This window comes from Corynebacterium liangguodongii, from assembly GCF_003070865.1.
In the GTDB taxonomy this organism is placed as follows: Bacteria; Actinomycetota; Actinomycetes; order Mycobacteriales; family Mycobacteriaceae; genus Corynebacterium; species Corynebacterium liangguodongii.
This window is the reverse complement of record NZ_CP026948.1, coordinates 1,826,572-1,851,525: the sequence shown is the minus strand read 5'-3', so window position 1 is coordinate 1,851,525 and position 24,954 is coordinate 1,826,572. Positions and strand designations below refer to the sequence as shown.

The 24,954-nt window shown below is 65.7% G+C and carries 27 protein-coding genes and 4 tRNA genes; 10 read left to right on the top strand and 21 right to left on the bottom strand.

Annotated elements, in window-relative coordinates; genetic code table 11:
* Positions 1-7: 7 nt before the first annotated feature.
* Together C3E79_RS08820 and C3E79_RS08815 are read right to left on the bottom strand one after the other, a co-directional pair.
* Positions 8-385: a DUF3817 domain-containing protein gene (locus C3E79_RS08820; protein WP_108404580.1), complete on the bottom strand. Its 378-nt coding sequence runs from the start codon at positions 383-385 to the stop codon at positions 8-10.
* Positions 382-876 carry a hypothetical protein gene (locus tag C3E79_RS08815; RefSeq protein ID WP_412778876.1) on the bottom strand — a complete coding sequence of 165 codons (495 nt, stop codon included), beginning with the start codon at positions 874-876 and terminating at the stop codon, positions 382-384. The genes C3E79_RS08820 and C3E79_RS08815 overlap by 4 nt, the downstream gene beginning before the upstream one ends.
* Positions 877-1,025: 149 nt before the next feature.
* On the opposite strand from C3E79_RS08815, the gene C3E79_RS08810 reads away from it, so the two are divergent.
* Positions 1,026-1,107, top strand: a tRNA-Leu gene (locus C3E79_RS08810).
* A gap of 32 nt (positions 1,108-1,139) precedes the next feature.
* Here the strand turns inward: C3E79_RS08810 and bcp are convergent.
* Positions 1,140-1,613, bottom strand: a complete 474-nt coding sequence (bcp, locus tag C3E79_RS08805) for a thioredoxin-dependent thiol peroxidase (RefSeq protein ID WP_108404579.1) — start codon at positions 1,611-1,613, stop codon at positions 1,140-1,142.
* A 75-nt stretch (positions 1,614-1,688) separates the two neighbouring features.
* On the opposite strand from bcp, the gene C3E79_RS08800 reads away from it, so the two are divergent.
* Positions 1,689-1,964, top strand: coding sequence for a DUF3618 domain-containing protein (locus C3E79_RS08800; protein WP_108404578.1), 276 nt, complete (start codon positions 1,689-1,691; stop codon positions 1,962-1,964).
* Positions 1,965-2,023: 59 nt separating this feature from the next.
* Here the strand turns inward: C3E79_RS08800 and C3E79_RS08795 are convergent, their stop codons facing one another.
* Both C3E79_RS08795 and C3E79_RS08790 read right to left on the bottom strand, forming a co-directional pair.
* Entirely contained in the window at positions 2,024-2,575 is a 552-nt protein-coding gene (locus C3E79_RS08795; protein WP_108405135.1) for a nicotinamidase, read from the bottom strand.
* An 82-nt stretch (positions 2,576-2,657) separates the two neighbouring features.
* Positions 2,658-2,730 (bottom strand) — tRNA-Lys (locus tag C3E79_RS08790).
* 199 nt (positions 2,731-2,929) lie between these two features.
* Between C3E79_RS08790 and C3E79_RS08785 the strand changes: the two genes are divergently transcribed.
* Positions 2,930-4,108 (top strand): L,D-transpeptidase, encoded by a 1,179-nt coding sequence (locus tag C3E79_RS08785; protein ID WP_412778878.1) that lies wholly within the window; start codon positions 2,930-2,932, stop codon positions 4,106-4,108.
* Here C3E79_RS08785 and C3E79_RS08780 read toward each other — a convergent pair.
* The 11 genes from C3E79_RS08780 to C3E79_RS08730 all read right to left on the bottom strand — a co-directional run bounded on the left by C3E79_RS08780 (position 4,060) and on the right by C3E79_RS08730 (position 13,683).
* On the bottom strand, positions 4,060-5,586 hold the full coding sequence (locus tag C3E79_RS08780; protein ID WP_146183419.1) for a hypothetical protein: 1,527 nt from the start codon (positions 5,584-5,586) through the stop codon (positions 4,060-4,062). The two genes, C3E79_RS08785 and C3E79_RS08780, sit on opposite strands and share 49 nt — an antisense overlap.
* A 56-nt stretch (positions 5,587-5,642) precedes the next feature.
* Entirely contained in the window at positions 5,643-6,572 is a 930-nt protein-coding gene (locus C3E79_RS08775) for an NADP-dependent oxidoreductase (protein ID WP_108404575.1), read from the bottom strand.
* Between the two features lie 146 nt (positions 6,573-6,718).
* Positions 6,719-6,791 (bottom strand) — tRNA-His (locus tag C3E79_RS08770).
* 23 nt (positions 6,792-6,814) lie between these two features.
* A complete protein-coding gene (orn, locus tag C3E79_RS08765) occupies positions 6,815-7,474 on the bottom strand; it encodes an oligoribonuclease (RefSeq protein WP_108404574.1) in 660 nt (219 codons plus the stop codon).
* Positions 7,475-8,281: a mycolate reductase gene (gene cmrA, locus C3E79_RS08760; protein ID WP_108404573.1), complete on the bottom strand. Its 807-nt coding sequence runs from the start codon at positions 8,279-8,281 to the stop codon at positions 7,475-7,477.
* Between the two features lie 23 nt (positions 8,282-8,304).
* Positions 8,305-8,523: a helix-turn-helix domain-containing protein gene (locus C3E79_RS08755; RefSeq protein WP_108404572.1), complete on the bottom strand. Its 219-nt coding sequence runs from the start codon at positions 8,521-8,523 to the stop codon at positions 8,305-8,307.
* Positions 8,516-9,043, bottom strand: a complete 528-nt coding sequence (locus tag C3E79_RS08750) for a hypothetical protein (RefSeq protein WP_108404571.1) — start codon at positions 9,041-9,043, stop codon at positions 8,516-8,518. The genes C3E79_RS08755 and C3E79_RS08750 overlap by 8 nt, the downstream gene beginning before the upstream one ends.
* Positions 9,044-9,345: 302 nt before the next feature.
* Positions 9,346-11,358, bottom strand: coding sequence for an NADPH-dependent 2,4-dienoyl-CoA reductase (locus C3E79_RS08745; protein ID WP_108404570.1), 2,013 nt, complete (start codon positions 11,356-11,358; stop codon positions 9,346-9,348).
* 167 nt (positions 11,359-11,525) lie between these two features.
* The gene (locus tag C3E79_RS08740) at positions 11,526-11,846 is read right to left on the bottom strand and encodes a transcriptional regulator (protein ID WP_108404569.1); all 321 of its coding nucleotides are present in this window, start codon (positions 11,844-11,846) and stop codon (positions 11,526-11,528) included.
* On the bottom strand, positions 11,836-12,264 hold the full coding sequence (locus C3E79_RS08735; RefSeq protein ID WP_146183420.1) for a hypothetical protein: 429 nt from the start codon (positions 12,262-12,264) through the stop codon (positions 11,836-11,838). The genes C3E79_RS08740 and C3E79_RS08735 overlap by 11 nt, the downstream gene beginning before the upstream one ends.
* A 51-nt stretch (positions 12,265-12,315) precedes the next feature.
* Positions 12,316-13,683 (bottom strand): MFS transporter, encoded by a 1,368-nt coding sequence (locus tag C3E79_RS08730; RefSeq protein WP_179948271.1) that lies wholly within the window; start codon positions 13,681-13,683, stop codon positions 12,316-12,318.
* A 148-nt stretch (positions 13,684-13,831) separates the two neighbouring features.
* Here C3E79_RS08730 and C3E79_RS08725 point away from each other — a divergent pair, with 148 nt between their 5' ends.
* Both C3E79_RS08725 and C3E79_RS08720 read left to right on the top strand, forming a co-directional pair.
* Complete coding sequence (locus tag C3E79_RS08725; RefSeq protein WP_108404567.1) at positions 13,832-14,095, top strand: LGFP repeat-containing protein; 264 nt, start codon at positions 13,832-13,834, stop codon at positions 14,093-14,095.
* 572 nt (positions 14,096-14,667) lie between these two features.
* Positions 14,668-15,108, top strand: a complete 441-nt coding sequence (locus tag C3E79_RS08720) for a hypothetical protein (RefSeq protein WP_146183421.1) — start codon at positions 14,668-14,670, stop codon at positions 15,106-15,108.
* Between the two features lie 62 nt (positions 15,109-15,170).
* Here C3E79_RS08720 and C3E79_RS08715 read toward each other — a convergent pair.
* Positions 15,171-15,247: transfer RNA gene (locus C3E79_RS08715), tRNA-Arg, on the bottom strand.
* Between the two features lie 73 nt (positions 15,248-15,320).
* On the opposite strand from C3E79_RS08715, the gene C3E79_RS08710 reads away from it, so the two are divergent.
* The 5 genes from C3E79_RS08710 (at position 15,321) to C3E79_RS08690 (ending at position 20,901) form a co-directional block, all read left to right on the top strand.
* Entirely contained in the window at positions 15,321-17,309 is a 1,989-nt protein-coding gene (locus C3E79_RS08710) for a bifunctional copper resistance protein CopD/cytochrome c oxidase assembly protein (protein WP_108404565.1), read from the top strand.
* 196 nt (positions 17,310-17,505) lie between these two features.
* Positions 17,506-18,093, top strand: a complete 588-nt coding sequence (locus C3E79_RS08705; protein WP_108404564.1) for a single-stranded DNA-binding protein — start codon at positions 17,506-17,508, stop codon at positions 18,091-18,093.
* 72 nt (positions 18,094-18,165) lie between these two features.
* A complete protein-coding gene (gene ettA, locus C3E79_RS08700) occupies positions 18,166-19,836 on the top strand; it encodes an energy-dependent translational throttle protein EttA (RefSeq protein WP_108404563.1) in 1,671 nt (556 codons plus the stop codon).
* Positions 19,837-19,849: 13 nt separating this feature from the next.
* On the top strand, positions 19,850-20,272 hold the full coding sequence (locus C3E79_RS08695; protein WP_108404562.1) for an acyl-CoA thioesterase: 423 nt from the start codon (positions 19,850-19,852) through the stop codon (positions 20,270-20,272).
* Entirely contained in the window at positions 20,269-20,901 is a 633-nt protein-coding gene (locus C3E79_RS08690) for a DUF8185 domain-containing protein (protein WP_108404561.1), read from the top strand. The genes C3E79_RS08695 and C3E79_RS08690 overlap by 4 nt, the downstream gene beginning before the upstream one ends.
* Here C3E79_RS08690 and C3E79_RS08685 read toward each other — a convergent pair.
* From C3E79_RS08685 to C3E79_RS08670, 4 genes are read right to left on the bottom strand one after another with little or no spacing between them, the layout of a single operon-like run.
* On the bottom strand, positions 20,898-22,226 hold the full coding sequence (locus C3E79_RS08685; RefSeq protein ID WP_279629118.1) for a D-arabinono-1,4-lactone oxidase: 1,329 nt from the start codon (positions 22,224-22,226) through the stop codon (positions 20,898-20,900). The two genes, C3E79_RS08690 and C3E79_RS08685, sit on opposite strands and share 4 nt — an antisense overlap.
* Positions 22,223-23,428, bottom strand: a complete 1,206-nt coding sequence (locus C3E79_RS08680) for an alanine racemase (protein WP_108404559.1) — start codon at positions 23,426-23,428, stop codon at positions 22,223-22,225. Before C3E79_RS08680 ends, C3E79_RS08685 begins: the two co-directional genes overlap by 4 nt.
* Before the next feature lie 48 nt (positions 23,429-23,476).
* A complete protein-coding gene (locus tag C3E79_RS08675; protein WP_108404558.1) occupies positions 23,477-23,881 on the bottom strand; it encodes a globin in 405 nt (134 codons plus the stop codon).
* A 22-nt stretch (positions 23,882-23,903) separates the two neighbouring features.
* The gene (locus C3E79_RS08670) at positions 23,904-24,890 is read right to left on the bottom strand and encodes a mechanosensitive ion channel family protein (protein WP_108404557.1); all 987 of its coding nucleotides are present in this window, start codon (positions 24,888-24,890) and stop codon (positions 23,904-23,906) included.
* Between the last annotated feature and the right edge of the window lie 64 nt (positions 24,891-24,954).

Here is a 24,954-nt window from a genome sequence, read left to right as displayed (position 1 = left end):
GGGCGCTTTAGGCCTCGTCGAGCCGGAAGGTCTCCGTGACCTCCCGGCGCCGCATCGCCTCGATGATGAAGGACATTACCGGCACGATGCCGGAGAGCGCGGTGGTGAGCCATTCGGTGGCTGACCACCGCGCTTTTGTGCCCAGGTTGAGCGAGGCCATGAGGAAGACGATGAAGGCGAGCCCGTGGACGCGGGCCACCCAGGCCAGCGCGTGGACGTCGAGATGCAGCACGTACTGCATGATCATGCGCACGACGAGGAGCAGCAGCAGCGCTCCCGTCACCCACGCGGAGATGGAGAAGATGCGCAGCGCGGTCTTGACCCGGCGCTGGCGCTCGGGGTGGATCGGCGGCTGACCGCCGGTGGAGGGGGTCTTCGTGGTCATGGGGTGTCGCTTTCTTCGGTGTGGTCAACGTGGGGGCGGCCCCGCGTGGGCCGGTTGAGCTCGTTGAATTCCTCGACGTCGAGGTGCGGACGCGGGGGGAGGAAGTCCTCTGAGATGGCCGTGGCCTCCGCCTCGTCGGTGGTGGTGGGCCCGCCGCTCTGGCCGCCGAAGCGCGCTAGGTCGGCGGCGTATAAGTCGTCGAGCGCGGCGGCCGAGTTTTCGGCGTCGATCTTGTCGTTTTCCATCCGTAGGCCGGCGCGGTAGGCGTAGACGAAAAACGCGCCGAAGAACGGCCACTGCAAGGCGTAGCCGAGGTTTTGGAAGGTGCCGGTGCCGGATTGGTAGCGGGCCCACTGCCAGTAGGCCAGCAGGAGGGAGCAGACAACTGCGAGGGCGAGCAGGGCAATGTGCCAGGCGCGCACCCGCACGTGTGGGCGGGCGCGCGTGCCGTCGGCTGTGCCCGAATTCGAGCCCGATTCTGCTTCGCTCACACCCCGGAGTCTAGCAACGCCTCAGCGGTGCGCCGAAATCAATTTCCGAAGGATCGTCGTGGTCGTTCGGGGCGCCGGCGGCAGGCGTAAGGAGTAATTCAAACCGGGCTGGGCAGGCCATGTAGACTGTTCTCCTGCAGTATTCCCGAGCGCCCGTGGCGGAATTGGCAGACGCGCTGGATTTAGGTTCCAGTGTCTTAGGACGTGGGAGTTCAAGTCTCCCCGGGCGCACACTCTGTTCCATTGCGCGCTCGCGCAACTGGCTAAACCCCCCAGTCGCGCAGGATGCGCCCGACGTGTCCTTTCGCGCGCACGTTGTATTGTAGCTGCTCGATCGTGCCGTCAGGGCCGACGAGGAAGCTTGAACGGATCACCCCGGTGACCGTTTTTCCGTAGTTCTGCTTCTCCCCGTAGGCGCCCCACTTCTCCATCACGGACTTACCCGGGTCCGAGAGCAGCTCGAAGTTCAGTGCGTGGTCGGCACGAAACTTCGCCAGGGCCTCAGGGCTATCTGGGCTGATGCCGATGACGGCGACGTTGGCGCTATTGAAAGCGTCGAGGTTTTCGGCGAAGTCGCACGCCTCGGTCGTGCACCCCGGGGTGTTCGCGCGCGGGTAGAAGTAGACGAGGACCCTGCGTCCCGCGTAGTCAGCGAGGGCGACCTCGCGGCCTTGATCGTTGGTCAGGCTGAAGGCGGGCGCCGCCTCGCCCTTTTCGAGTCGGATGTTTTCGGTCATGCCTCTCGGTTTTACACTACTGTGGGGTAGAGACTGTGTAGAGAAAACTTTCTAATCACCGAGGAGACACCGACAGTGGCACGAGATATCAACGACATCGAGCGCGACATCGAGCGCACCCGCAACCAGCTCGCGAGCACGCTCGACGAGTTGGCGAACCGCACCAGCCCGAAGACCCTGACCGATAACGCAAAGGATCAGGCGGCGGGCTTCTTCCAGGACCCGACTGTGCAGAAGGTCCTCGCCGGCCTCGGCGTCGGCGTCGCGGTCCTGGTGGGCATTCGCGTCCTCAACGGCCGCAAGCGCAAGAAGGAGCTCAAGGAGCTCCAGCGCCTGCTCGCGCGTCGCTAGGTCGCGAATACGCGCCCTTACGCCCCGCAGCACCTTGTCAGCGGTGCTGCGGGGCGCTTTTATGCCAGGGCGGCCCCCGCTGCGTGCATCTCGTCGAGCGCTGCCGCCCCGCGCGCGTCATCGACAGGGGAACACAGATCGGCCAGCACGGTGACGGCGAAACCCTCCTTGAGGCCGTCGAGGACGGTGGCGCGCACGCAGTGGTCGGTGGCGATGCCGCAGACGTCGATACGCGTGATGCCCTGATCGCGCAGCCACTGCGCGAGCGAGGCGGTGCCGTGGCCCGCCTCGAAGCCAGAGTAGGCGGCGGAGTACTCGCCCTTGTGGAAGGCCGCGTCGATGACCGCCCCGTCGAGGGCGGGGTGGAGGCGTGCGCCCTCGCTCCCGGCGACGCAGTGCACGGGCCACGTATCGGCGTAGTCGGGAGTGGGGGAGAAGTGCGCGCCGGGGGCGATGTGCCAGTCTTGCGTGGCCACGACACTCTCATACCCGTGGCTGGAGGAGAGGAGTGCAGCGATGTGCCTGGCCACCTCGTCGCCGCGCGAGGTGGCCAGGGTACCGCCGGGGCAGAAGTCGTTCTGGACGTCTACAATCACAAGCGCAGTGGTCATGGCTGTGAGGCTACCCCGTCGCGGGAGGTGGTGGAAATACGTAAAACCCCCGCCGAGAGTGGCCCCGGCGGGGGTAGTGTTGTGCGCCATCAGGGAATCGAACCCCGAACCCACTGATTAAGAGTCAGTTGCTCTACCAATTGAGCTAATGGCGCCTTGCGGCAGTGCGCGTTTTTGCAACGAAGAGAAATATAACACCCTTCTCGCGGATGGGTGAAATCGCCAGGTGATCGGCATTTTTCGAGGGGCGGCGGCGCGGGCTGGCAATCCGGGGGCGGTGGGGTATAGGCTAGGTGGGTATTTTGTATACGCGTGACTGACGCCGGGCGGGAAGCAGGTTGTGACATGGTGAAGATGCGAAGCGCCATATTCCGCGTCGTGGGCTTTTCGGCTGCTGTGTCTCTCTCGGTGGGCCTCGCCGCGTGCGCCTCCGGCCCCGCGGGGTCGGGGCAAGCAGGCGGGGTCGAGCAGGCCGCCGAGCAACAGGAACAGAAGCTTCCCGCGCCTTCGGTCTCGGTTGAGAACGATGCGACCAAGGTCTCCCCAATCGATCCCGTCACCGTCGACGCGCCTGCGGGTATCCGTGCAGTACAGCTGACGAACGAGTCCGGCAAGGTGGTCAAGGGTGAGTTCAACGCGGACATGACGAAGTGGTCGACGGCGGAGCCGCTCGGCTACGGCCGCACCTATACGCTCTCCGGGCGCGACCGGGAAGACAACTCCTTCGATCGCACGTTTACGACCGTGACCCCGAACGCGCAGACCTCGGTCTACCTCGGGCCCGGAGACGGCGCGGAAGTAGGTGTTGGCCAGGCGGTGACCATCCGCTTTAGCTACGCCCCGGGCGATCGGGAGGCGGCGGAAGACGCCATCAAGGTAACGACGTCGAACGATACCGAGGGCGGATTCTACTGGCAGAGCGACTACGAGCTGATCTGGCGCCCGAAGGACTATTGGGTGCCGGGCACAAAGGTGAGCGTGAAGGCAGACGTCTACGGCCACGACCTCGGCGGCGGGGTCTACGGCGCGGATACCTCGGAGATCTCCTTTAGCATCGGCGACGAGACCATCACGCGGGTCAACAACGCAACGAAGACACTGACCGTGCTCCGCAACGGCGAGACGATCGGTTCGTTCCCGATCTCGCTCGGCAGGTCCGGCAGGTGGGCCACCCCGAACGGTATTTACGTCGTCGGCGATAAGCAGGAGTCGATGGTGATGGATTCGACGACCTACGGCCTAGCGCTCGACGCCGGGGGGTATAAGACCCCGGTGAAGTACGCCACCCAGCTGTCCTACTCGGGCATCTACGTCCACGCGGCCCCCTGGGCTATGGGGGCGCTTGGTTCCTACAACCAGTCCCACGGCTGCATCAACGCCAGTACCGAGGATGCCCAGTGGTACCAGAGCGTGGTCAAGCGGGGCGATCCCGTCGAGGTGACCAACACCGACGGCGAGACCCTGCCCGGCTGGGACGGCCTGGGCTATTGGAACGTCGCGCCCGAGGAGCTCAGCCGGTTAGGCGGGGAGTAAGAGCTAGGGGCGGTCCCTGTGCCTGCGTCGGCCCCGACGCGCAGCAGCCGCGTCGCGGTGGCCTGCCAAAACTCGCCGGCGGGCGTAATCATTCCGGTGAGCTGGAGCGGGGCGTCGAAGGGCTGCAACCCGATGGGGAGCCGGTGGGTCTCCGCACCGGTCTCGGCATCGACCCCGATGAGGCTCACCTCGTGCTCGGCGCTGCCGTCGGCCTTCCCCGTGCTCAAAGCCCAGATGGTGTGGTCTTTCTTTGTGAGCATCGGCAGGGTGGCGATGCGGGTGTTGTTCTCCCATACCCGCGTGCAGCCCTGCGCGGTGACCTCGATTTTGGTGAGGCCGCCGGTGTAGGGGGCGTCGGCAGGCACGCTCGGGCCGTCGACGGCGAGCGGCGGGTAGTCGAACCCGTAGGTCGAGGGGATCCACAATGTCGCACCGTCGGCGATGATGCTGTTTTCGGTGCCCGGCCCGCTGGTCTCGAAGGCGGGCATGGAGCAGACGTCGGCGCCGGTGGCAACATCGAAGACGCGCAGCTGCGGGGAGTCATCGCGATTATCGACGATCGCCACCCACTGGCCGTTCTCCCCGAAAACCGTCGGGGTGGTGCCCGAGCCCCATGACAGCTGGCCGGGCTTGCGGCCGGAGCTGCGGTCGTAGTCGCGGCGCCAGGAGGTTGTCACCTCGCCATCGTCCGTGAGCGCGACCTCGTAGAGCGCGTGGCTGGTCAACACGCTGGCCCCGTCTGGGCGCCCCGTGAGACCGTTGGCGATCGACTCCGCACCGCCACCGAGCCGGGCGGTGGAGACGCGGCCGTCGTGGTCGATCACGCCGACGACGGAGTCCTTGGTGGCGAACCACACGCGATCCTCGCCGTCCGGGGCGACGCCTGCCATGGGGGCATCGGTTCCCAGGTCAGGTAAGGGGGTGCGGGTCTCTTCTGTCAGGACCCAGCGGCCGTTGGCGTTGTGGTAGCCGATGCGCACAATGTCGTGACCCTCGGCGATGACAACTCGGTCGTGCTCGTCGAGGTAGCCGTAGACGCCCCCGAGCAGGCCATCCTTGCGCAGCTCGCGGGAGGCGAGGAGCTGCGCGGAGTGCGGGTCGAACAGCGCGACCGAGGGGACAACGACGTTGAGCCCGTGCTGCACGCCGAGGTATTTCGTGCACAGGCCAACGACCATTCCGTCGGAGCCTTGGAACAGTGTCGAACACGTGGCGCCGGGCACCGACCACGCCGATATCCTCGGGTCGCTCGGCCCTGCCCACGGCACGGAATCGCTGGAGCCGAGGTCGCGGTGCATGAGGCGGGTTCCCGGCGGGGCTCCCTGCTCCGCCGGTGCCGGCGCCGGCTGCTGTTGCTCAACCACAGCAGCCCCCGCGGATGCGGGGGCTGCTGCCATGGTGACCACCGCTGTGGCGGCGGTTCCAGCCGCGGCGATGCTGGCGATGCTGTGCGATACCCTTAACCCTAATGCCCTCATACTGTGTAGATGCTACCAAGGATCTGGGGCACCGGCAGCGCGGCGGGGGAGAGGGCCTAGCCGATGGTGATGACGATCTTGCCCTGTGCGTGGCCCTCGTCGAGCTCACGGTGAGCATCGGCAGCGCGCTCGAGCGGGTAGGTGGCCGAGATGTGAGGGCGCAGCTTGCCGCCCTCAACGAGGTCGACCAGGGCGGCCAACCATTCGTCACGGGTGTTGACAGAGGTGACGTGGTGGTGGATCCCCGCCTCTTCGGCGCGCTCGTTGAGCTCGTCAGCGCCGCCGCTAATCGTGATGAGGTGCCCGCCGGGCGCGACGGCCTCTAGCGTGGGCACCCAGGAGCCGGGCGCGAGGTTGAAAGCGGTGGTAAACCCCTCAAGGGCGGCCATCGCGGCCTCGTCGTTGTAATCGACAACTTCGTGAGCACCCAGTGAGCGCAGCCACTCGTGCTTGCTCGGGCTGGCGATCGCGGTGATGGTGGCGCCAGCCGCCGCCGCGATCTGCACCGCGAGGTGGCCAACACCCCCGCCTGCACCGTTGATGAGGACCTTCTCGCCCTCCTTCACCTCGACGGTGTCGTGGAACGCCTGCCACGCGGTCATGCCGGCCATGGGCAGGGCGGCCGCCTCGGCGTCGCTAAGCGAGTCCGGGGTCGCGGCGAGGTTGCGCGCGTCCACCACGCAGTACTCCGCGAGCGCTTTGCCTGGCTTGGGGAAGCGGGGCATGCCAAAGACTCGCTGGCCGGGCTCAAACGGCGCGCCCTCCCCGACCTCAGCGACGGTACCGGCGACATCCCAGCCCGGGATGAACGGCAGCGGGGTGAACTCCTTGAGAGCCTTGCCCTCGCGGATGAGGGTGTCTAAGGGGTTGACGGTTGATGCGGTGACCTTGACCACAACTTCGCCGGCCCCCGGGGTAGGGGAGTCGACCTCGGCTACCTGCAACGTCTCGGGTCCCCCGAATTCATGTTGGACAATAGCTTTCATAGGTTTTCCTTTCGGTTGCTGTGTAGCCGACGATACACCCAGGCTCGGAGGATTGCGAGGGCGTCAGCGGTGAGCGAACACCGGGAAATTGCGGGCACGAAAAAAGAGCCGCGGGATTCGCAGCGCGGCCCGAGGCTCATTCTAGGGGTGGCTGACGGGGCTCGAACCCGCGACACCCAGGATCACAACCTGGTGCTCTACCAGCTGAACTACAGCCACCATCGCTGCCGAAGCAGCTCGCATTAGCTTAGTATGTGACCATCTTTTTGCAAAAACCGCTGGTAGGCCTCACTCGCCTCGGTTGATGCCGCGGAAGCGGCCTCAGTATCGGGCCCCGGGGAGGGGACGAAGACGGCGCGACGGTAGTAGTCGAGCTCGCGGATCGATTCGACGATGTCGGCCAGCGCGCGGTGCGCCATGCCCTTCGCTGGCTGCTTGTAGTACGCGTGGGGGAACCAGCGGCGCGAGAGCTCCTTGACGGTGGAGACGTCGATCATGCGGTAGTGCAGGGCGGCGTCGAGACGCGGCATGTGCGCACGAATGAACGAGCGGTCGGTGGCGATCGAATTTCCTGCCAGCGGTGCGGGGTGGGCGGGGTCGCAATGCTTGGCGACGAGCCCTAACACCGCCTCCTCCGCTTCCTCGATGCTCACGGTCGAGTCTTTGATATCCGCAAGCAGGCCGTTGTCGCTGTGCATCTGGACGACGACCTCGTCCATTTCCGCGAGCTGCTCCTCGGTGGCGTGGACGACGAGGTCGATGCCTTCGTCGAGGATGGTGAGCTCGGCATCCGTGACGAGGGCCGCGACCTCGACGATGACGTGGCGTTCGGGGTCGAGCCCGGTCATCTCCAGGTCGATCCAGACGATGCGGTTGTCCTTCGGAGCGATTCCTTCCGACACTTATCCTTCTCCCATCTGCGAGTAGAAGCGACCGATCAGCGGGGAGAGCCAGCCGCGCGGGGTGTAGGTAGAGACGACGTCCATTGCCTTGGACAACGGGCCGGGTACGACGCGGCGCTTGTTGCGCCGCATCGCGGCGAGGGTGTCGCTCGCGCAGGACTCGTAGGTCGTCCATAAGAAATCGGGCACGACCTTGTCCACGATCGTTTGTTCTTCCTCCGGGACGACCGAGGCGCGCACCGGGCCGGGAGCGAGCAGGGTGCAGTGGACTCCTGCGGGCTTGAGCTCGAAGTGGAGGGACTCGGTGAAGGTGTTCACCCCGGCCTTGGTGAAGACGTAGGTGGCGTTATTCGGGATCGGCATGTTGCCGGCTGCGGAGCCGACGTTGCATAGTGCGCCCTGCCCGCGCGGCACCATCTGGTCGAGTACCGCCTTGGTGATGCGGAAGACCGCCGTGGCGTTGAGGTTGTACTGGCCTACCTCGTAGTCCCAGTCGGCCTTCATGAAGGGGCCAAAGGATGCGATGCCGGCGGAGTTGATGCAGATGCTCACCGTGCGGTTGCCGATGTGCTCGATGAGAGCCGTGACGTCGCGTTCGAGCGAGAGGTCTGCGGCGAAGACCTCACAGTTGACTCCGTGGCGCTGGGAGAGGGAGTCGGCAAGGGCCATGAGCACGTCTTCGCGCCGGGCGACGAGGATGAGGTTGTAGCCCGCGGAGGCGAGCTCGCGGGCCAGGGCTTCGCCGATGCCTTGCGACGCGCCGGTGATCAGCGCGTAGGAGGTTGCGGTGGGGGAGGGGAATGTCATGGCCCCCACAGTACTAGTCGGACCTAGTCGGACTCGACAGTGAAGATGTCGCCGGGCTGGCAGTCCAGGGCTTCGCACAGCCCGATCAGGGTGCTAAACCGCACCGCCTTGGCGCGGTTGTTGCGCAGCACGGAGAGGTTGACCGGGGTGATTCCGACCTGCTCGGCGAGCGCGGCGCCGGTGATGCCGCGGGCCTCGATGAGAGAGTCGAGGTGGCAGACGACGCGGGGCTGGCTAGACAAGGCCGTCGACCTCCTCTTCGAGCGCCGCGCCCTTGCGGATCACGGCCTCGAGGCTGATGAGGACGGCGACGAGGAGGAGCGCGGGGCTCAAGTCCGACAGGGGGGTGCCCGACCCGGTGTTCCACCAGGACGTGGCGCCGAGCAGGTGGGCCGCGTAGTTGTTGGCGAGACCCTCGAGAACAATGCGCCCGAGGTACCAGACGAAGATGGAGTACGTCGCCCAGCGCAGGGACGAGACGATGGTACTATCAAAGACCCTGCCGCGCAGCATCGGGACGAAGGCGCGGGTGAGGAAGACGGCGACGGAAACGAGTGCCGCGTACTTCACGATGAGGGCAACGACGTAGAAAACGACGGCGCCTTGCGGGAGGTCGGCGGCGAGGATTCCCTCCGGCAGCGCGGGGGAGAGGCGGGTGATGAACATGCCGTTGCGCACCATCTGGACGATTTCGGGTAGGCAGTAGACGGCGACGGCGGTAACGACGAGGACGAGGGCGGCGTTGAAGCTCTTGCGTTCCATGGTGGCTCCTTGGACGAGAGGGGTATCGACAAACGATATTGTCGTAAATCGATACTATCGCAATTCGATAAGGATGCAAGGGGAAGCCCCCGCACCGATCGCTCTCGGTGCGGGGGCTCGGTCTTCTAAGGGGTGCTACTTCTCCTCGTCAGCGGAGTCGGCGGAGACTTCCTCCTGGAACTGCGCGTCGGCGTCCGGGTCGCCGATGTTGTCGATGCTGTCTTCGTTGGTCGGGCTGTTCTTCTCGGTCATTGCCATCCTCCTTTGGATCGGTTCCTGCGCCCCCGAGCCTAGACGCGCGCTCACAATCGTGCCGCCAGCCGCGTGCCCTGGTCGATCGCCCGCTTGGCGTCGAGTTCGGCGGCGACGTCCGCGCCACCGATGAGGTGGGCGCTCACCCCGCGCGCGACGAGCTCGTCGTAGGGGCCGCGCTCCGGCTCCTGGCCGGTGCAGATGACGACGTTGTCCACCGCCAGGGTGCGTTCGCTGCCGCCGACGGTGATGTGGAGCCCGGCGTCGTCGATACGCGTGTAGCTCACGCCGGCGAGCATCTCCACGCCGCGCATTTTTAAATCCGCGCGGTGGATCCACCCCGTCGTCGTGCCCAGCCCAGCGCCGACCTTCGACTCCTTGCGCTGCATGAGGGCCACCCGCCGCGCCGGGCGCTCGCGGTGCGGCTTCGTCAGCCCGCCCGCGTGCGCGTACTGCGTATCGACGCCCCACTCCCGGTAGAAATCCCCCTCGCCCGCCGTGAGGAACTCCGCGACATCAAAACCAATCCCGCCGGCGCCGAGGATGGCCACGGACTCGCCGACGGGCCGGCGCTCGCGCAGCACCTCGAGGTAGCTCAGCACCTTCGGGTGGTCGATGCCCTCGATGGCGGGCACGCGCGGGGCCACGCCGGTGGCCACGACGACCTCATCGAAGGCATCGAGCTCGTCGGCGGTGGGGCGGTGGCCGAGCCGCGTGGCCACGCCGGTTTCCCGCAGCATCTCGCCGAAGTAGCGCACCGTCTCGTTGAACTCCTCCTTGCCGGGGATGGTGCGGGCGACGTTGAGCTGGCCGCCGATGGCGGGGGAGGCGTCGAAAAGCGTGACCGCGTGACCGCGCTGGGCGGCGGTGACCGCGCAGGCAAGGCCCGCCGGGCCGGCGCCGACGACGGCGATGCGCTTGGGGTGGTCGGCGGGGGAGATCACGAGCTCGGTCTCGCGGGCGGCGCGCGGGTTAACCAGGCAGGTCGCGGTGCGATCGGCGAAGATGTGGTCGAGGCAGGCCTGGTTGCAGGCGATGCACGTGTTGATGAGGTTGGCCCGCCCCGCGGCGGCCTTGGACACGAACTCCGGGTCGGCGAGGAAGGGCCTCGCCATGGAGACCACATCCGCCGTGCCGCCGGCGAGGAGTTCCTCGGCCTTCTCGGGGGTATTGATGCGGTTCGATGTCACCAGGGGGATGGCGAAGGCGCCGTCCGCGCGGGCGTCGGCAAGCTTCTTGGTCACCCAGGCCCAGGCGCCGCGGGGGACGGAGGCCGCGATCGTCGGCACGCGAGACTCGTGCCAGCCGATGCCCGTATTGAGGATCGTCGCTCCGGCCTCCTCGATCCACGCGGCGAGCTGGACCACCTCCTCGAGCGTGGAAGCATCGGGCACGAGGTCGAGCATGGAGAGGCGATAGATGATGATGAAGTCCTCGCCCGCGGCCTCGCGGATGCGGCGAACGATCTCGCGCGGCAGGCGGGTGCGGTTGCTCAAGGATCCGCCCCAACGGTCTGTGCGCTTGTTGGTGAAAGGAGCGGTGAACTGGTTAATCAGGTAGCCCTCCGAGCCCATGACCTCCACGCCGTCATAGCCCGCCTGTTTGGCTAGAAGGGCGCAGCGCACGTAGTCCTCGATCGTCTCCTCGATCTCCGCGTCGGTGAGCTCGTGCGGCGGGAACGGGGAAATCGGTGCCTGGAGCGGACTCGGGGCCACGGCCTTGTCGTGGAAGGCGTAGCGGCCGGTATGGAGGATCTGCATGGCGATCTTCCCGCCTTCGGCGTGCACAGCATCGGTGACCTGCCGGTGCGCCGCGGCCTCATCCTCGGTGGCCATGCGCGCCGCGTGCGCCCTCGTGCGCCCCGCGTCATTGGGCGCAACGCCGCCGGTGACGATGAGCCCCACCCCGCCTGCTGCGCGCTCAGCGTAGAAGGCCGCCATGCGCGCAAAGCCGTTCTCCGCCTCCTCCAGGCCGGTGTGCATAGAGCCCATGATGACCCTGTTTTTCAGGGTGGTAAACCCCAGGTCGAGCGGTTCGAGCAGGTGCGGGTAGGTGGTAGCCATGGGGGCAGTGTAGCCGGTGGCTGGGGGTGTGGGTTGGGGATTGAGGGATGAGTGACATCGGTGACAGGTCCGATGGCATCGGCGTCATTTTTCCCAGGTCGGAAAAAGGTGTGATGTCACTGTTGTCATTCACTGCGGGTGCGGGATCCCGAAAGGTGGTTTCCGGCTTATGGGGGCGGCACCTCCCCCGCGATCTCCCGCAGCGCGGCGACGTGGGAGTCGAAAGCCTCCTTGCCCTTCTTCGTCAAGGTGACCCACACGGTGTCTTTCGCCCGGGTGGAGCCGTACTCCCGGAAACGGGTGATATAACCGTGCTCCTCTAGGGCGGTGAGCTGCTTGGACAAGGTGGCGTCGCTAAGCTTGGTGAGCTCGCGGAGGCGAGAGAACCGCATCTCGTAGCGCAGCTCGCCTTCGGTGGCGCCGCCGGCGCTTAAGGCCGCGCAGATCTTCAGGCGGTTGATGGGGTGGATGACGGTGTCAAGCGGCATTGGCTGTGAACTCCCAGTGCAGGCAGATGGCGAAGAGCGCCGCGGTGAGGACGCCGGCGAGGACGGCCCAGGGGAGCGAGCCGTAGGGGGCCAGGTTGGCCAGCGGAAGAAGGAGGATCGGGATGATTGCCCGCCATGAAACGGGCGGATCGGCCTTGATATCCTGCTTCAGTGCTGGGCGAACGCCGCGGCGCCCGTTGTGGCGCGCGGCCGCCCAGATGCAGAGCGCAATCATGGGCACCATCGCAAGCACTCCCCACGTGTATTCGAGCTTGAGCAGAGCCATGGACACGCCCGCGAGCACGCACAGTGTGGCGCTTACCCACAGCGGCACCTCCCGCCGGTCCGAACTCTGCCCGGCAGTCCTCTTCACTTCCTCCACGGCATCAAGCGCCGCCCGCACTTCCATGTTTTCCATAATGGAAAGTATAGGGGATGCGGCGACGCGTGTACAGAGCTAAATGGAATGCTAAATGGAATGCAATTCCTTGTCCTTGGTCTCCGGCGACCACAGGATCGCGGCCAGCGAGATCACCGTGACCACGGCGAGGTAGACGCCCACCGCGGCGGGGCCGTAAGAGGCGTTGAGTGCCGTGGCAATAAACGGTGCGATCGCCGCGCCCAGGATAGAGGAGACGTTGTAGGCGATGCCTGAGCCGGTGTAGCGCACGTTCGAGGGGAAGAGCTCCGGGAGGATCGCGGACATCGGCCCGAAGATCATCCCCATGAGGAACATGCCGATGAACAGGAAGAACCCCAGCGAGATCATCGTGAAGGTCTCCGGGTTGAGCAGCCACGTGAACGCCAGGCCGTAGGCGATGATCGCCACGGAGGTGAGCCCGAGCACGGGGCGCCGGCCATAGGTGTCGGCCAGGTGGCAGGCGAGCGGGATGCCCATCATGAAGCCGAAGATGCACACCAGCTGGAGCTTGAGGAAGTCCACGTACGGGATGCCCAGGCCGACGCCTTCTGCCGCGGAGCCGATGCCGTAGGAGAGGAACCACGTGGTCACGATGTAGAACAGCGTGTAGCAGCCGACCATGACGAAGGTGCCTTGGAGCAGCGGGCGCCAGGCCTTGGCGAACACCTCGGAGAGCGGGGAGGAGACCTTCTGGTCGGTCTCGATCACCTGCTGGAACACCGGCGTCTCCTCGATCTGCAGGCGCACCCACAGCCCGACGGCGACCATCACCGCGGACATGAGGAAGGGCACTCGCCAACCCCAGGTCATGAACGCGCCCTCGAGGTCGCCGGTGGAGTGGCCCAGCCAGGTCACCAGGATGAGGAAGAGGCCGTTGGAGAGGAAGAACCCGAACGGGGCGCCGAGCTGCGGCCACATCGCTGCCCAGGCGCGGCGGCCCTTCGCGGCGGTTTCGGTGGAGAGCAGCGCGGCGCCCGACCATTCCCCGCCGAGGCCTAAGCCCTGGCAGAAGCGCATGAGCGCGAGCAGCGCCGGCGCCCAGATGCCGACCTGCGCATACGTGGGCAGAAGTCCGATGATGAACGTCGCAATGCCCATGGTCAATAGCGCGAAGACGAGCGTCGCCTTGCGCCCGACGCGGTCGCCGAAGTGGCCGAAGACGACCGATCCGAGCGGGCGGGCGATGAAGGCGAGGCCGAAGGTAGCGAACGACTGCAGCAGCGCGACGGTGGAGCTCTCCGCCTTGGGGAAGAACAGGAAGGGGAACACGGCCACGGCCGCGGTGGCGTAGGCGTAGAAGTCGTAGAACTCGATGGTTGTGCCGATGGTGGAGGCGAAGCGCACCCTGCGCCGCTCCGCAGGGCTCGTTTCCTGCGGCTGTGCGTGCGCCGCACGCGTATCGACGGTTGAACTCACGTGCCTGATCCTCTCTCTGTACCAGATTCTCACCTTATGGGACAGGCATTCTAATCCGCGGGATTTGTCACGCAAAAATGGGGCCCTCACAGGAACTCTTTAGAAAGCCCGCACCTCCGAGTTGAGGGCCAGGCGTGCAGGTTGAGGGGTGCGGGTTGAGGGTGAGCGGCAAAAGTATTGCCGGCAGGATGCTGGTTTCAGCGTGCCCACCACCAAGGGGTCAGGTCCCACCCCAGACGGAATCGGGCGCTACAACGTCTTCGAAGGCGGAATGATCTACTGGACACCACAGACCGGAGCACATCCAGTGAGCGGAACATTTCTACTTCAGTACCCTGAACGGGGTTTTGAAAAAGGGCTTTTGGGCTACCCCGTAGGGGATCCGGTTGCACAAGATAGCTTCTGGCAGTAACAGGAGTTTATGGGCGGAAAATTGACGGGAGTGTCCCAAATAACCAAGGACCTCTACTGGCCGATTTTCGCTCCCGTCGTTGGTGCCCCCGTCCTCCAAGCAGAAACTTCCGATAACGATGAAGCGCGCGAAAATTACCAGGAGCGCGTTCTCCCATGTCTTGAATACACGCTTCCAGCAGATACGAAACGAGCTGCGTGGCGAGTACCGGGCAAAGGTAGGGTGACCCTGGATTGCAGACGATTCCGCACACACATGGCGCCTAATCCGGCGGTCGGGGGACATCCGGGCCATTTTGCGAATTATCCTCTAACTAGGAAAGAGTGGTATGATTTTCTGGGATGCGTCTCCTACACTTTCCAAGCGGAGGACTTCGATCGACCCGGTCTCGGCAATTGGGGAAAGCAAAGACGAAATAATCATAGTGGTGTTCGTAGCGTGGCACTTGCCCGAAACGATACTAACGAGTTTGTCACCGCGTGGGCAGGAGACGATGAGTACTCGACAGAATGGGCAAGATGCGTCAAAGGTCTTCCACGTGCGTGGCAGTAAGCCGATGGTAGCCTAGCTTCATGGAACCCCAGCGAATTTTCCTTCGGCCAGAATATGGCCACCCAAGTTCCTTGTGGGCTTCTAAAGAACTAGCAGTCGCGGGTTTCGAAACAAGGGCCTACTATCTTCCCGAGGATTTAGGTATAAAACCTGCTTTGGGAAACGAGATCCTTGAGTGGACGAGAGAATTTAGTTTAAATTTCATCGAGTTGCTCGACAGCTTTCGCGAGCGACCCCTGTGGAAAGAAGACTTCGATCGGTTTCGGTGGTACGACAAGGGCTGGGACATCACGTATAAGTTGAGGGAGGATTTCCCAGCGGTGCGGATCGTTCCTCAATTTTCTCATTTCGTGTTTTCCATCAACGAAAGACGAGAAAATCTCGGAAAAAAGCCCATCTGTTTTCCGGGGGAGAACCTCACAGGTCACGTATCCATAAGGGATGTTGGGAGGAACGGCTAGGGGGTTTTGTTAAAAATACCTAACCTTCCCTCCCTCATGCGTCACATGCACACTGGTACCATTGGCGCCCCCAGCAGGATTCGAACCCGCGACCAGCCGGGTAGAAACCGGATGCTCTAATCCACTGAGCTATGGAGGCAGTGTCACAGAAGTATAGCGCAGCCACGCCCGAGGTTAGGTCTCACGTCGGGGCGAAAAGTAGGGTATGGGCCATGGCAGAAACCCAGTCGGTCAAGGCGGCCTGGCCGCTCTACCTCACCGCCGCGGTCATCGCGGCCGTCGTCGCGGGAGCCATCTCCTCCCTGTTCTCCGGCGGCTCGCTTGCTGCGCTGGGGATCCCCGACCCGGGGCCCGCCACCACGTTCGGCCTGCCCGCGCTGCGGGCGACCGCGTGGATCCTCGCCGCACTGGCGGTAGGCTCCTTCCTGTTTACGGCCTTCCTCCTCCCGCCGCGCCAGGTGGGGGAGGACCTCAACGGTGCGCGGCTGACGGTCGACGGGGTGATAGCGGCGCGCACGGGCGGGTGGGCGTTGCTAAGCGTGGCTCTGATCGCGCTGACCATGATCCCGCTCGTGCTCTCCGATGTCTCCGGCACCCCGCTGCCCCAGGTGATCTTTTCTCCATCGGCGTGGTCGACCGCCCTGAGCCAGGTCGCGGACGCGAAAGTATGGCTCGGCGTTGCCGCCATCGCGGCGATCACCGGCTGTGCGGCGCTGGCCGCCTCGGCGTGGTGGGCGCAGGTAGCGCTGCTGATCGGCGCGATTGCCACCATCTTGCCGCTGGGGCTTACCGGTCACTCCGCGGCTGGCGGAGCGCACGATATCGGTACCAACTCTTATCTCTGGCACCTCGTGTCCATGCTTGTGTGGGTCGGCGGCCTCATGGCGCTGCTCGCGCACGGGCGCAGGCTGGGCCCGCACATGGGCTCCGCGGTACGGCGCTACTCCGCGGTGGCGCTGTTTTCCTACCTCGCGATGGTGGTATCGGGGGTGATCAATGCGTCGATACGCGTGCGCCCGGAAGATCTCTTCGCGTACAACTACGGGCTCGTGTTGGTGGTGAAAACCGTGGGGCTCATCGCGCTTGGCGTCATCGGGTACGTCTATCGCCGCCGCATCATCGACCGGCTCGATGACAACCCGCTCGCTTTTCGACGCCTCGCCACCGCCGAGATCGCCCTCATGGCAGTGATCACCGGCCTCGCCGCCACCCTCGGGCGCACCCCGCCGCCCCCGCCGCGGGTGACCGACCTGACGGAGATGCAGCTGAAGATGGGCTACAACCTCACCGCACCGCTTTCCGCCACCAACTGGCTCACGCAGTGGCGCCCCGAGCTTCTCTACAGCGTGATCGCGCTCCTGCTCGCCGGCTACTACCTGCACCTCGTTCGCCGGGTGGAAGGGTGGAGTGCGAGCCGCACCGCGTGGTGGCTCGCCGGCTGCGCGACCGTGGTGGTGACGCTGTGCTCGGGCATCGGGATGCACATGCCGGCTTCTTATTCCGCACACATGGTCGCTCACATGTCCCTGTCCATGGTCGCCCCCGTCTTCCTCGTCCTCGGCGCGCCGCTGACTCTAATCAAGGCCGCGTACCCGGCGGGGGAATTCAACCCGCGGTTGTGGGCGGAATCCTTTGAGCGCTCCCGCTTCCTGCGCGTGCTCACGTGGCCGCCGATCTCGCTCGCGCAGTTCGCGTTTTTCTTCTACGTCCTCTACGTCTCCATCCCGCTCTACGAGCTGATGATCTCCGAGCACGCCGGGCACGTCATCATGAACGGGGTGTTTTTGGTCTCGGGTTATTTCTATTTCTGGGAGCTCATCGGCCCGGACCACATCGCCTCTCGCGCCACCGCGAAGGTTCGGCTGGCCTGGCTGTGGGTCTCCATGCCGATCCACCTGTTCATGGGCGTCTACCTCATGCAGCTCGGCGTGGTCATGGGCGAGGAGTTCTACTCCTCGCTCAAGCTGCCGTGGCAGCCCGACCTGCTGGCGGACCAAAAGGCCGGCGGTGGTATCGCCTGGGCCTCGGGCTCTTTCCCGCTCGTGATCGTCTTTGGGCAGCTCTTCTACCTCTGGTGGCGCGAGGACCGAGAGGAAACACGGGCCCTAGACCAGCGTGCCGACGACACCGACGACGAGGAGTGGCGCCGCTACAACGAGATGCTCGAGCAGTACTCGGGCCACGGCGGCGGGCGCGCGTGAGCCGGGAGGGCACACTTACCAGCCCGCGTGCGCTGGCGCAAGGAATCGTGGCCTGAAGGTGCCGCCGCCTGTGGACAAGCGGGGGTTATCCACAGCCCTAGCCCGAGGGGGATGAGATCACGCGCGCAGGTGTGCAAGATGGCAACCACCGCGGCGGACCCGCCGCGGGACACCATGTGGAAAGGGGGGCTCTCCCATGAGCCAAATGCACGTCACTGTCAACGGAAACCTCACGCACGATCCGGAGCTGCTCCACTTCGGGGACCAGAAGTTCCTGGCGAAGTTCCGGGTCGCCTCCTCGCGGTCTTACCGCACGAACGAAAAAGGCAACAACGACAAGCCCATCTGGCAGGAGGTAGACAACCTCTTCATCGACGTCGAGTGCTGGGGCCAGCTCGCGGTGAACTCGATGGCCTCGCTCTTTAAGGGCGCGCCCGTCATTGCCACCGGCTACCTCGTCTCCGATATGTGGGAAGACGCCAGCCGGCTCAACGACAAGGGTGAACCCGTCACACGCCAAAAAATCGTGCTCAAGGCCTACCGGGTAGCCTTCGAGCTGGGCAACTACCAGGTCTCGTCGAAGAAGGTCTCGCACCAGGGCAACACGCCGGAAGGCATGAGCCCCGTCACGGTGGTCTCTGGTGAGGAGCTGGTGGCGCAGTCCGCCGCGGAGCGCGTGAGCGCCGAAGATAAGGTCTCGCTAGAGGGCAATTCTTTCGATGACGCGGTCGCGGAGGGCGTGGCCCACGCTGAGCTCGCCGGGGAGGTCATCGCGCCGTTTTAGCGCACCCGTGCGCCTGGCCCGTGATGTACCCTGTGTGGAGAATTCCTTCCAACACAAAAGGGGAAAAATTTCGTGGCTGAATTCATCTACACGATGAAAAACGTTCGCAGAGCCATCGGTGACAAGGTCATTCTTGACAACGTCACCATGGCCTTCTACCCGGGCGCGAAGATCGGCGTCGTCGGGCCCAACGGTGCCGGTAAGTCTTCCATGCTCAAAGTCATGGCCGGCATCGACCAGCCCAACAACGGCGAGGCTTTCCTCGACCCGGGCGCCACCGTCGGGATCCTGTTGCAGGAGCCGCCGCTGAACGAAGACAAGACGGTGCGCGAGAACGTCGAGGAGGGCCTGGGCGACATCTTCGAGAAGAAGAAGCGCTTTGAGGAAATCGCCGAGGAGATGGCGACGAACTACTCCGACGAGCTCATGGAGGAGATGGGCAAGCTCCAAGAGGCGCTCGACGCGGCGGATGCCTGGGAGGTCGACTCCAAGATCGAGCAGGCGATGGAGGCGTTGCGGTGCCCGCCGTCGGATTCTCCGGTGACGCACCTCTCCGGTGGCGAGCGCCGCCGCGTCGCTCTGGCTAAGCTCCTGCTCTCCGAGCCTGACCTGCTCCTTCTCGACGAGCCGACGAACCACCTCGACGCCGAGAGCGTGCTGTGGCTGGAGCGACACCTCCAGGACTACAAGGGCGCGGTGCTGGCCGTGACCCACGACCGCTACTTCCTCGACAACGTCGCCGAGTGGATCTGCGAGGTCGACCGCGGCAAGCTCTACCCCTACGAAGGGAACTACTCCACCTACCTGGAGAAGAAGGCGGAGCGCCTCGAGGTCACCGGCAAGAAGGACCAGAAGCTGCAGAAGCGCCTGAAGAACGAGCTCGAGTGGGTGCGTTCCTCGCCCAAGGCCCGCCAGGCGAAGAACAAGGCCCGCCTGGAGCGCTACGAGGAGATGGCGGCCGAGGCGGAGCAGTACCGCAAGCTCGACTTCGAGGAAATCCAGATCCCGACCCCGCCGCGCCTGGGCAACAAGGTCGTCGAGGTCGAGCACCTGGAGAAAGGCTTCGACGGGCGCGTGCTTATCGATGACCTCTCGTTTACACTGCCCCGCAACGGCATCGTCGGGGTGATCGGCCCCAACGGTGTGGGCAAGACCACGCTGTTTAAGACGATCGTGGGGCTGGAGAAGCCCGACAACGGAACCGTTGAGGTCGGCGAGACCGTCAGGCTGTCCTACGTTGACCAGAACCGCGCGAATATCGATCCCGAGAAGACGGTGTGGGAGGTCGTCTCCGACGGTTTGGACTACATCCACGTCGGGCAAAACGAGATGCCGTCCCGCGCCTACATCTCCGCCTTCGGTTTTAAGGGCCCGGACCAGCAGAAGCCCTCGAAGGTGCTCTCCGGCGGAGAGCGCAACCGCCTCAACCTGGCGCTGACGCTGAAGCAGGGCGGAAACCTCATCCTGCTCGATGAGCCGACTAACGACCTCGACGTGGAAACGCTCGGCTCGCTGGAAAACGCGCTACAGAAGTTCCCGGGCTGCGCCGTGGTGATCTCGCACGACCGCTGGTTCCTCGACCGCACCTGCACCCACATCCTGGCCTGGGAGGGCAACGTGAAGGAGGGGCAGTGGTTCTGGTTCGAAGGTAACTTCGGGGACTACGAGAAGAACAAGATTGAACGCCTTGGCGAGGAGGCGGCGAAGCCGTCCCGCGTGACCCACCGCAGGCTCACTCGATAGGAAAGAGGAGACCATGGCTGAAGAGACCACGTATGCGTCCCACGACTTCGAAATCACCGCGCGGTGGGACGACTTTGACCGCTACGGTCACGTCAACAACGCCGTCTACATCGAGTACGCCCAAGAGGCCCGCCTGGCCTTCTCCAACACGTACTTCGGCGGCGGGGAACTGCCGGTCTTTGTCCGCCACATCGAGGCGGATTACGTGCGCCCGATCTTGCCGGATACCCTGAGCATCCCCGTGCACACCGAGGTGATCAAGGTGGGCAACACCTCGTTTACGACCCGCCAGGAGATCAAGGACCGCCACGGCAACGTCTGCTGCGTCGTCACATCCGTTCTCGTGGTCGTCGATTCGGAGACGGCCTCGCCGCGCTCTATTAGCAAGCAGGAGCTTGGGATCCTCACCATGACCCCCGCCGAGGACGCCGAGTGACGCCAGAGTCGCTGCGCGTCGAGGCGGGGGCGGAAGGCCTCATCGCGCTCGTCGGCCGGGCCGTCGGGCTTGACGCGTCGGCCACCGCGCGGTTCGCCGAGCGTGGCGACGACACCGTCGACGTTTTCGTCACCACCCCGTTCGACTGCATCGCCTCGCGCCGGGTGAAAGGCAGCGTCTCCCGCGACGGCGCCGCCGTCGCGGCGAGCGACCTCTTGGGCGCACTCCAGGCCGGGACGAGCACAATCGGCGCGCCGCGCGACCCCAACTGGCCCGGCGCCCTGCCTCCGCGCGCCGGGTTTGTTGAGCGCGACGTCGTCCCCGTCACCGTGGTTCGCCAGCTGGCGGACGAGGGCCGCTCCCTAGCCCGGCAGTTCTCCGGCCCGCTCGGCCCGCCCGCCTCGCTGCTCAACCAGACGGTGCTCACCGCGGATGCGGAATCAGACGACCCCGTGGAGATCTCCATGAGGATGATCTTTACCTGCACCTCTCTCGGCCTCATCCCCGGGTTTGCTGCACCCGTGGAGGTGCCGCGGCACCTCCGGGTCTCCACCGCGGGGCGCTGGGTGCGTATCGACGCCCCCTTCGGCGCCGTCTACCACTCCAGCTCCCTCGGCCTGTTTGCCTAGCCGAAAAGGCGCTGCAGGTGCTCGGAGCCGAAGCGCCGGTGAGGGTCGAGCGCCTCGCGCAGCGCGCAGAACTCGTCGAAGCGCGGGTAGAGGGAGGAGAGGTCCTCGCGGCCAAGGGTGTGCATCTTGCCCCAGTGCGGGCGCCCACCGGCCGCGCGGAGGATCTCTTCGCAGCGGGGGAAATACTCCTCCGGGTCCATCGAGGTGGGAAGGTGGACGGCGATATACATCGACTCGCGCCCGGTGGAGGTTGACAGCGCGACGTCGTCGGCGGCCGTGCTACGCAGCTCGAGCGGGAAGGGGATGCGCCATCCCCGCCGGTCCATCTCTGCGCGTAGTTCCCGGACGGCCGACGGGCCCGCCTCGAGCGGGAGGGAGTACTCCATCTCGAAGAACTTCACCCGCCGCGGCGCGGAGAACACCTCGTGGGAGGCCCCGCGGTAGGGCGCGGCCCCCATCGCGCCGGCCGAGAGGGCGTTGATCTGTGGGATGAGCGCCGGGACGGCCCGTGTCAGGGCGAGCGAGCCGGCAAAGGCGGCGTTGCCGATGATCTCTTGCTCCACCGTGCGCCGCAGCCACCCCCGCTCCTGCGGATCGCCCTCGGGCGCGGGGGCGCCGGGGGCAAGCCGCGTGTTGCGTTTGACCATCGCACGGTCGGTGTGCGGGAACCAGAAGGCCTCGAAGTGGTCCGCGGCGCGGGAGCACTCCTCCCAGTCGGAGAGGACGGCGTCGAGGCTCTCGGCCCCTTCCTGGGCGATGAGGTCAAAGGCATCGACGCAGCGCACCTCAACTTCAACGATGATGCCCAGGGCGCCGAGGGAGACGGCGACGAGCTGCAGTGCCGCGGGGTCGTCATCGCTGCTGTAGTCGCGGCTGGCGCCGTCGGCGTCGATGAGGGTAAGCCCGGTAACCGTGCCGGCCAGCCCGGTAAAACCGATGCCCGTGCCGTGCGTGGAGGTAGAAATCGCCCCGGCCAAGGATTGGACGTTGATGTCTCCGAGGTTGGCGAGCGCCAGGCCGAACGGGGCGAGGAGCCTTGAGGCGTCGACAAGCCGCGTGCCCGCCAGGAAGCGCGCGCGCTTGCGCTCGCGGTCGACCGCGACGATGCCGGTGAGCTTGTCCAGGCTCATCATCGCCTGGCTTCCCGCCGCGACCGGGGTAAACGAGTGCCCTGCCCCGACGGGGCGGATGCTGCTGCCGGCCGGCAGCTCGCGCACGATGCGCGAGACCTCGGCGATGGTGGCGGGGTAGTGCACGCAGGTGGGTCTCGTCGAGACCGTCCCCGCCCAGTTGTGAAAACGTCTTGCTCTCAACGCGCGGTTCATCGCAGCGTCCATCCTTTCCCTCGGTAGGTATCCCATTGCTCGTGCGAGCCATCTGGCGCGACCGTGACGATGCTTGCAACGTGCTCCGTCATCTCCCCGGCCTTGGCGTGGCGGAACCACACCGGGTCGCCGACGCGGAGGCCCCGCGTGCCCCGCCCCCGCAGCGGGGTCTGGACCTCCCCGGCGCCCTCGGTGGGGGAGTAGGACAGCCCGGCCGGGTAGCAGGGCACGGGGGCTCGGTCGGGCGCGGGCGGGCCGGAGGCGATCCACCCGCCGGAGTTGACGGTGGCCCAGCCGCGATCCGGCAGCCGGGAGACCTGGCAGACGAAGAACGCCGCGGCGAGGTGGTTGACGTCGCTGAAGTGGTCGAAGATCGCCGGGGTGTAGAACCCGGAGCCCGCGGCGAGCTCGGTGAGCGAGGAATCGAGCGCGCTTATCCCCAGCGAACCTGTGCCCCCTCCGTTGACGAATTCGAGGTCGCTGATCTCGCGGATCGCCGCGACGCACTCCGCTCGTCGGGGCACGAGCTGGGACATCGACGTGTGGCGCATGAGGCGCATGGCCGCGCCCTTGGGCCCGCCTTCCGCGTCGCCCACCGAGGCGACCTGGCCCTCATACCCCATCGCGCCGACGAGGCGCAGGGTGCCGCGCCGCGCGATGTCGCGGGCGAGGTCGCCGGCTGCCTCCGGGGTGTGAATGGGGGAGCGCCGCGGCCCGATGACCACCCCGGGCAACCGCAGCGAGCAGTCGATGTCGATAGCCACGCGCACCGGCCCGGCCCCGGAGGCTGCGCGCTCGATGAGATCGAGGTGCTCTGCGCAATCGACCATGAGCGTGATCGCGCGGCGCAGGGCCTCGCTGCCGGCCAGCTCTTTGATGGCGGGGGCGTTCACGCTGGGGTAGGCCACCACGATGTCGGTGAACCCTTCCCGAGCCAGGTAGATGGCCTCCGGCACGCTATAGGAGAGGATGCCGCGATACCCCTCGTGCTCGAGCGCGCGGTGCAGCGCGGCGACGCTGCGGAGGGATTTCGATGCGACGCGGATGGGCAGCCCGGCTGCTCGCTCGGCCATGCGGCGGGCGTTGTGGTCGAACGCGGAAGTATCAACGACGGCGCAGGGCGCGGTCACCTCCCCTGCGGCAAGTAGCGTGGCGACGCCTTCTCTGACGTGGGGTGCGGGAACGCGAGATACGGTGGGCATAGCCACATCGTAGGCAACGAGGCGGAGAAAAAACGTGAAAATGGGGTGTTAGGTATTGATCATCATGTAGGCCACGCGCTGCATGTGGTTGAACAACAGTTCGCGCTGCGCGGCCGAGAGCTCGGCCTGGTCGAACTGATCGAGGGAGCGGCCCATGAGGGCGAGCCAGCGCTCGGCCTCGGCCTCGCCGATGGCATACGGCAGGTGGCGCTTGCGCAGCATGGGCCTGCCACGGCGCTCGTTGAACGTGTGGGGGCCGCCCCAGTATTGGACCAAGAACCAGCGCAGGCGGTCCTCGGCGCCTGCGAGGTCGTCCTCCGGGTACATCGGTCCGATGAGGTCGTCGCCCTTGACCTGTTCGTAGAAACCGTGGACGAGCCTGGCGAAGAAGTCCTCACCGAGGGCTCTAAAGAGGGTCTCGCTGCTTTCCTGGCCTGGGCGGGAGATGTCCAACGCGGGGCTCCTTCGGGTGGGTCTATGTGGTCGACGGCGGGGTCTGAAGCTTGTTTGTGATCAAGAGCGGCTGGGTGCCCGGGAGGGTGATGCCGGCGTCCTGGAGAGCCTTGAGGATGTCTTCGTACATGAACCGGGCCACGCCCCACTGCTCGCCGGGCATGGTCCTTAGCGTAACCCGGTAGGTCATGTGGTCGGTAGCGAACGTGCTTACCCCCAGCACAACCGGCTCCGAGATCACGCTCTCCGCGATGGCGGGGTCGGCGGCAGCGCGCTGCGCGGAGGTGGAGATGACCTCGGCGGCGCGCTTCGGGTCGGCGGCGAGGGAGACCGGGACCTCGAGGCGGGCCACCGAGTAGGTGTCGGATTCGTTGCCCACCTGGCTGATGTCGCCGTTGCGGATGTACCACAGCACCCCATCGATGTCGCGGAGCGTGGTCACGCGAAGGGACATGTCCTCCACCGTGCCCTCGACCCCGTTGACCGAGATCGTGTCGCCGACGCCGTACTGGTTTTCAATGAGCATGAAGATGCCGGAGATGAAGTCTCGGACGAGGGCCTGGGCGCCGAAGCCGAGGGCGACGCCGACGATGCCGGCGGAGGCGATGAGCGGGGCGACGTTGACGCCGAGCTCGTCGAGAATCCACAGCGCGGCCCACGACCAGATCACCACCGCGGCGGCGGAGCGGCCGACGTTGGAGAGGGTGCGGATGCGGGCCTGCCTGCGCGCCTCCTGCGCCCGCGCCTGCGGGCTGTCTTTGCGCGTGGCCACGCGGCGCAGGCCAAGCGTTCCACCGGGGTGGTTGATGCTGCGGGTCGCGGCGCGTCCGATGAGCCGGGAGGCAACGAAGTGCACGGCGACGGCAATGGTGATGATGAGTACCACCATGATCGGTCTGACGAGGAGGTTCTCCCTCACCTCCGGGGTGTTCCACCAGCTGGAGAGGGCGTCGAGCGGCCCGGCGGCCGCAACAAAGTGATCAGACGGGGAAGAAAGGGCATACAACATATCCCCCGCATTGTACGTGCATAATATTGCGGGAAAATGAACCGCTTGGTCTAGAATGGTGCGA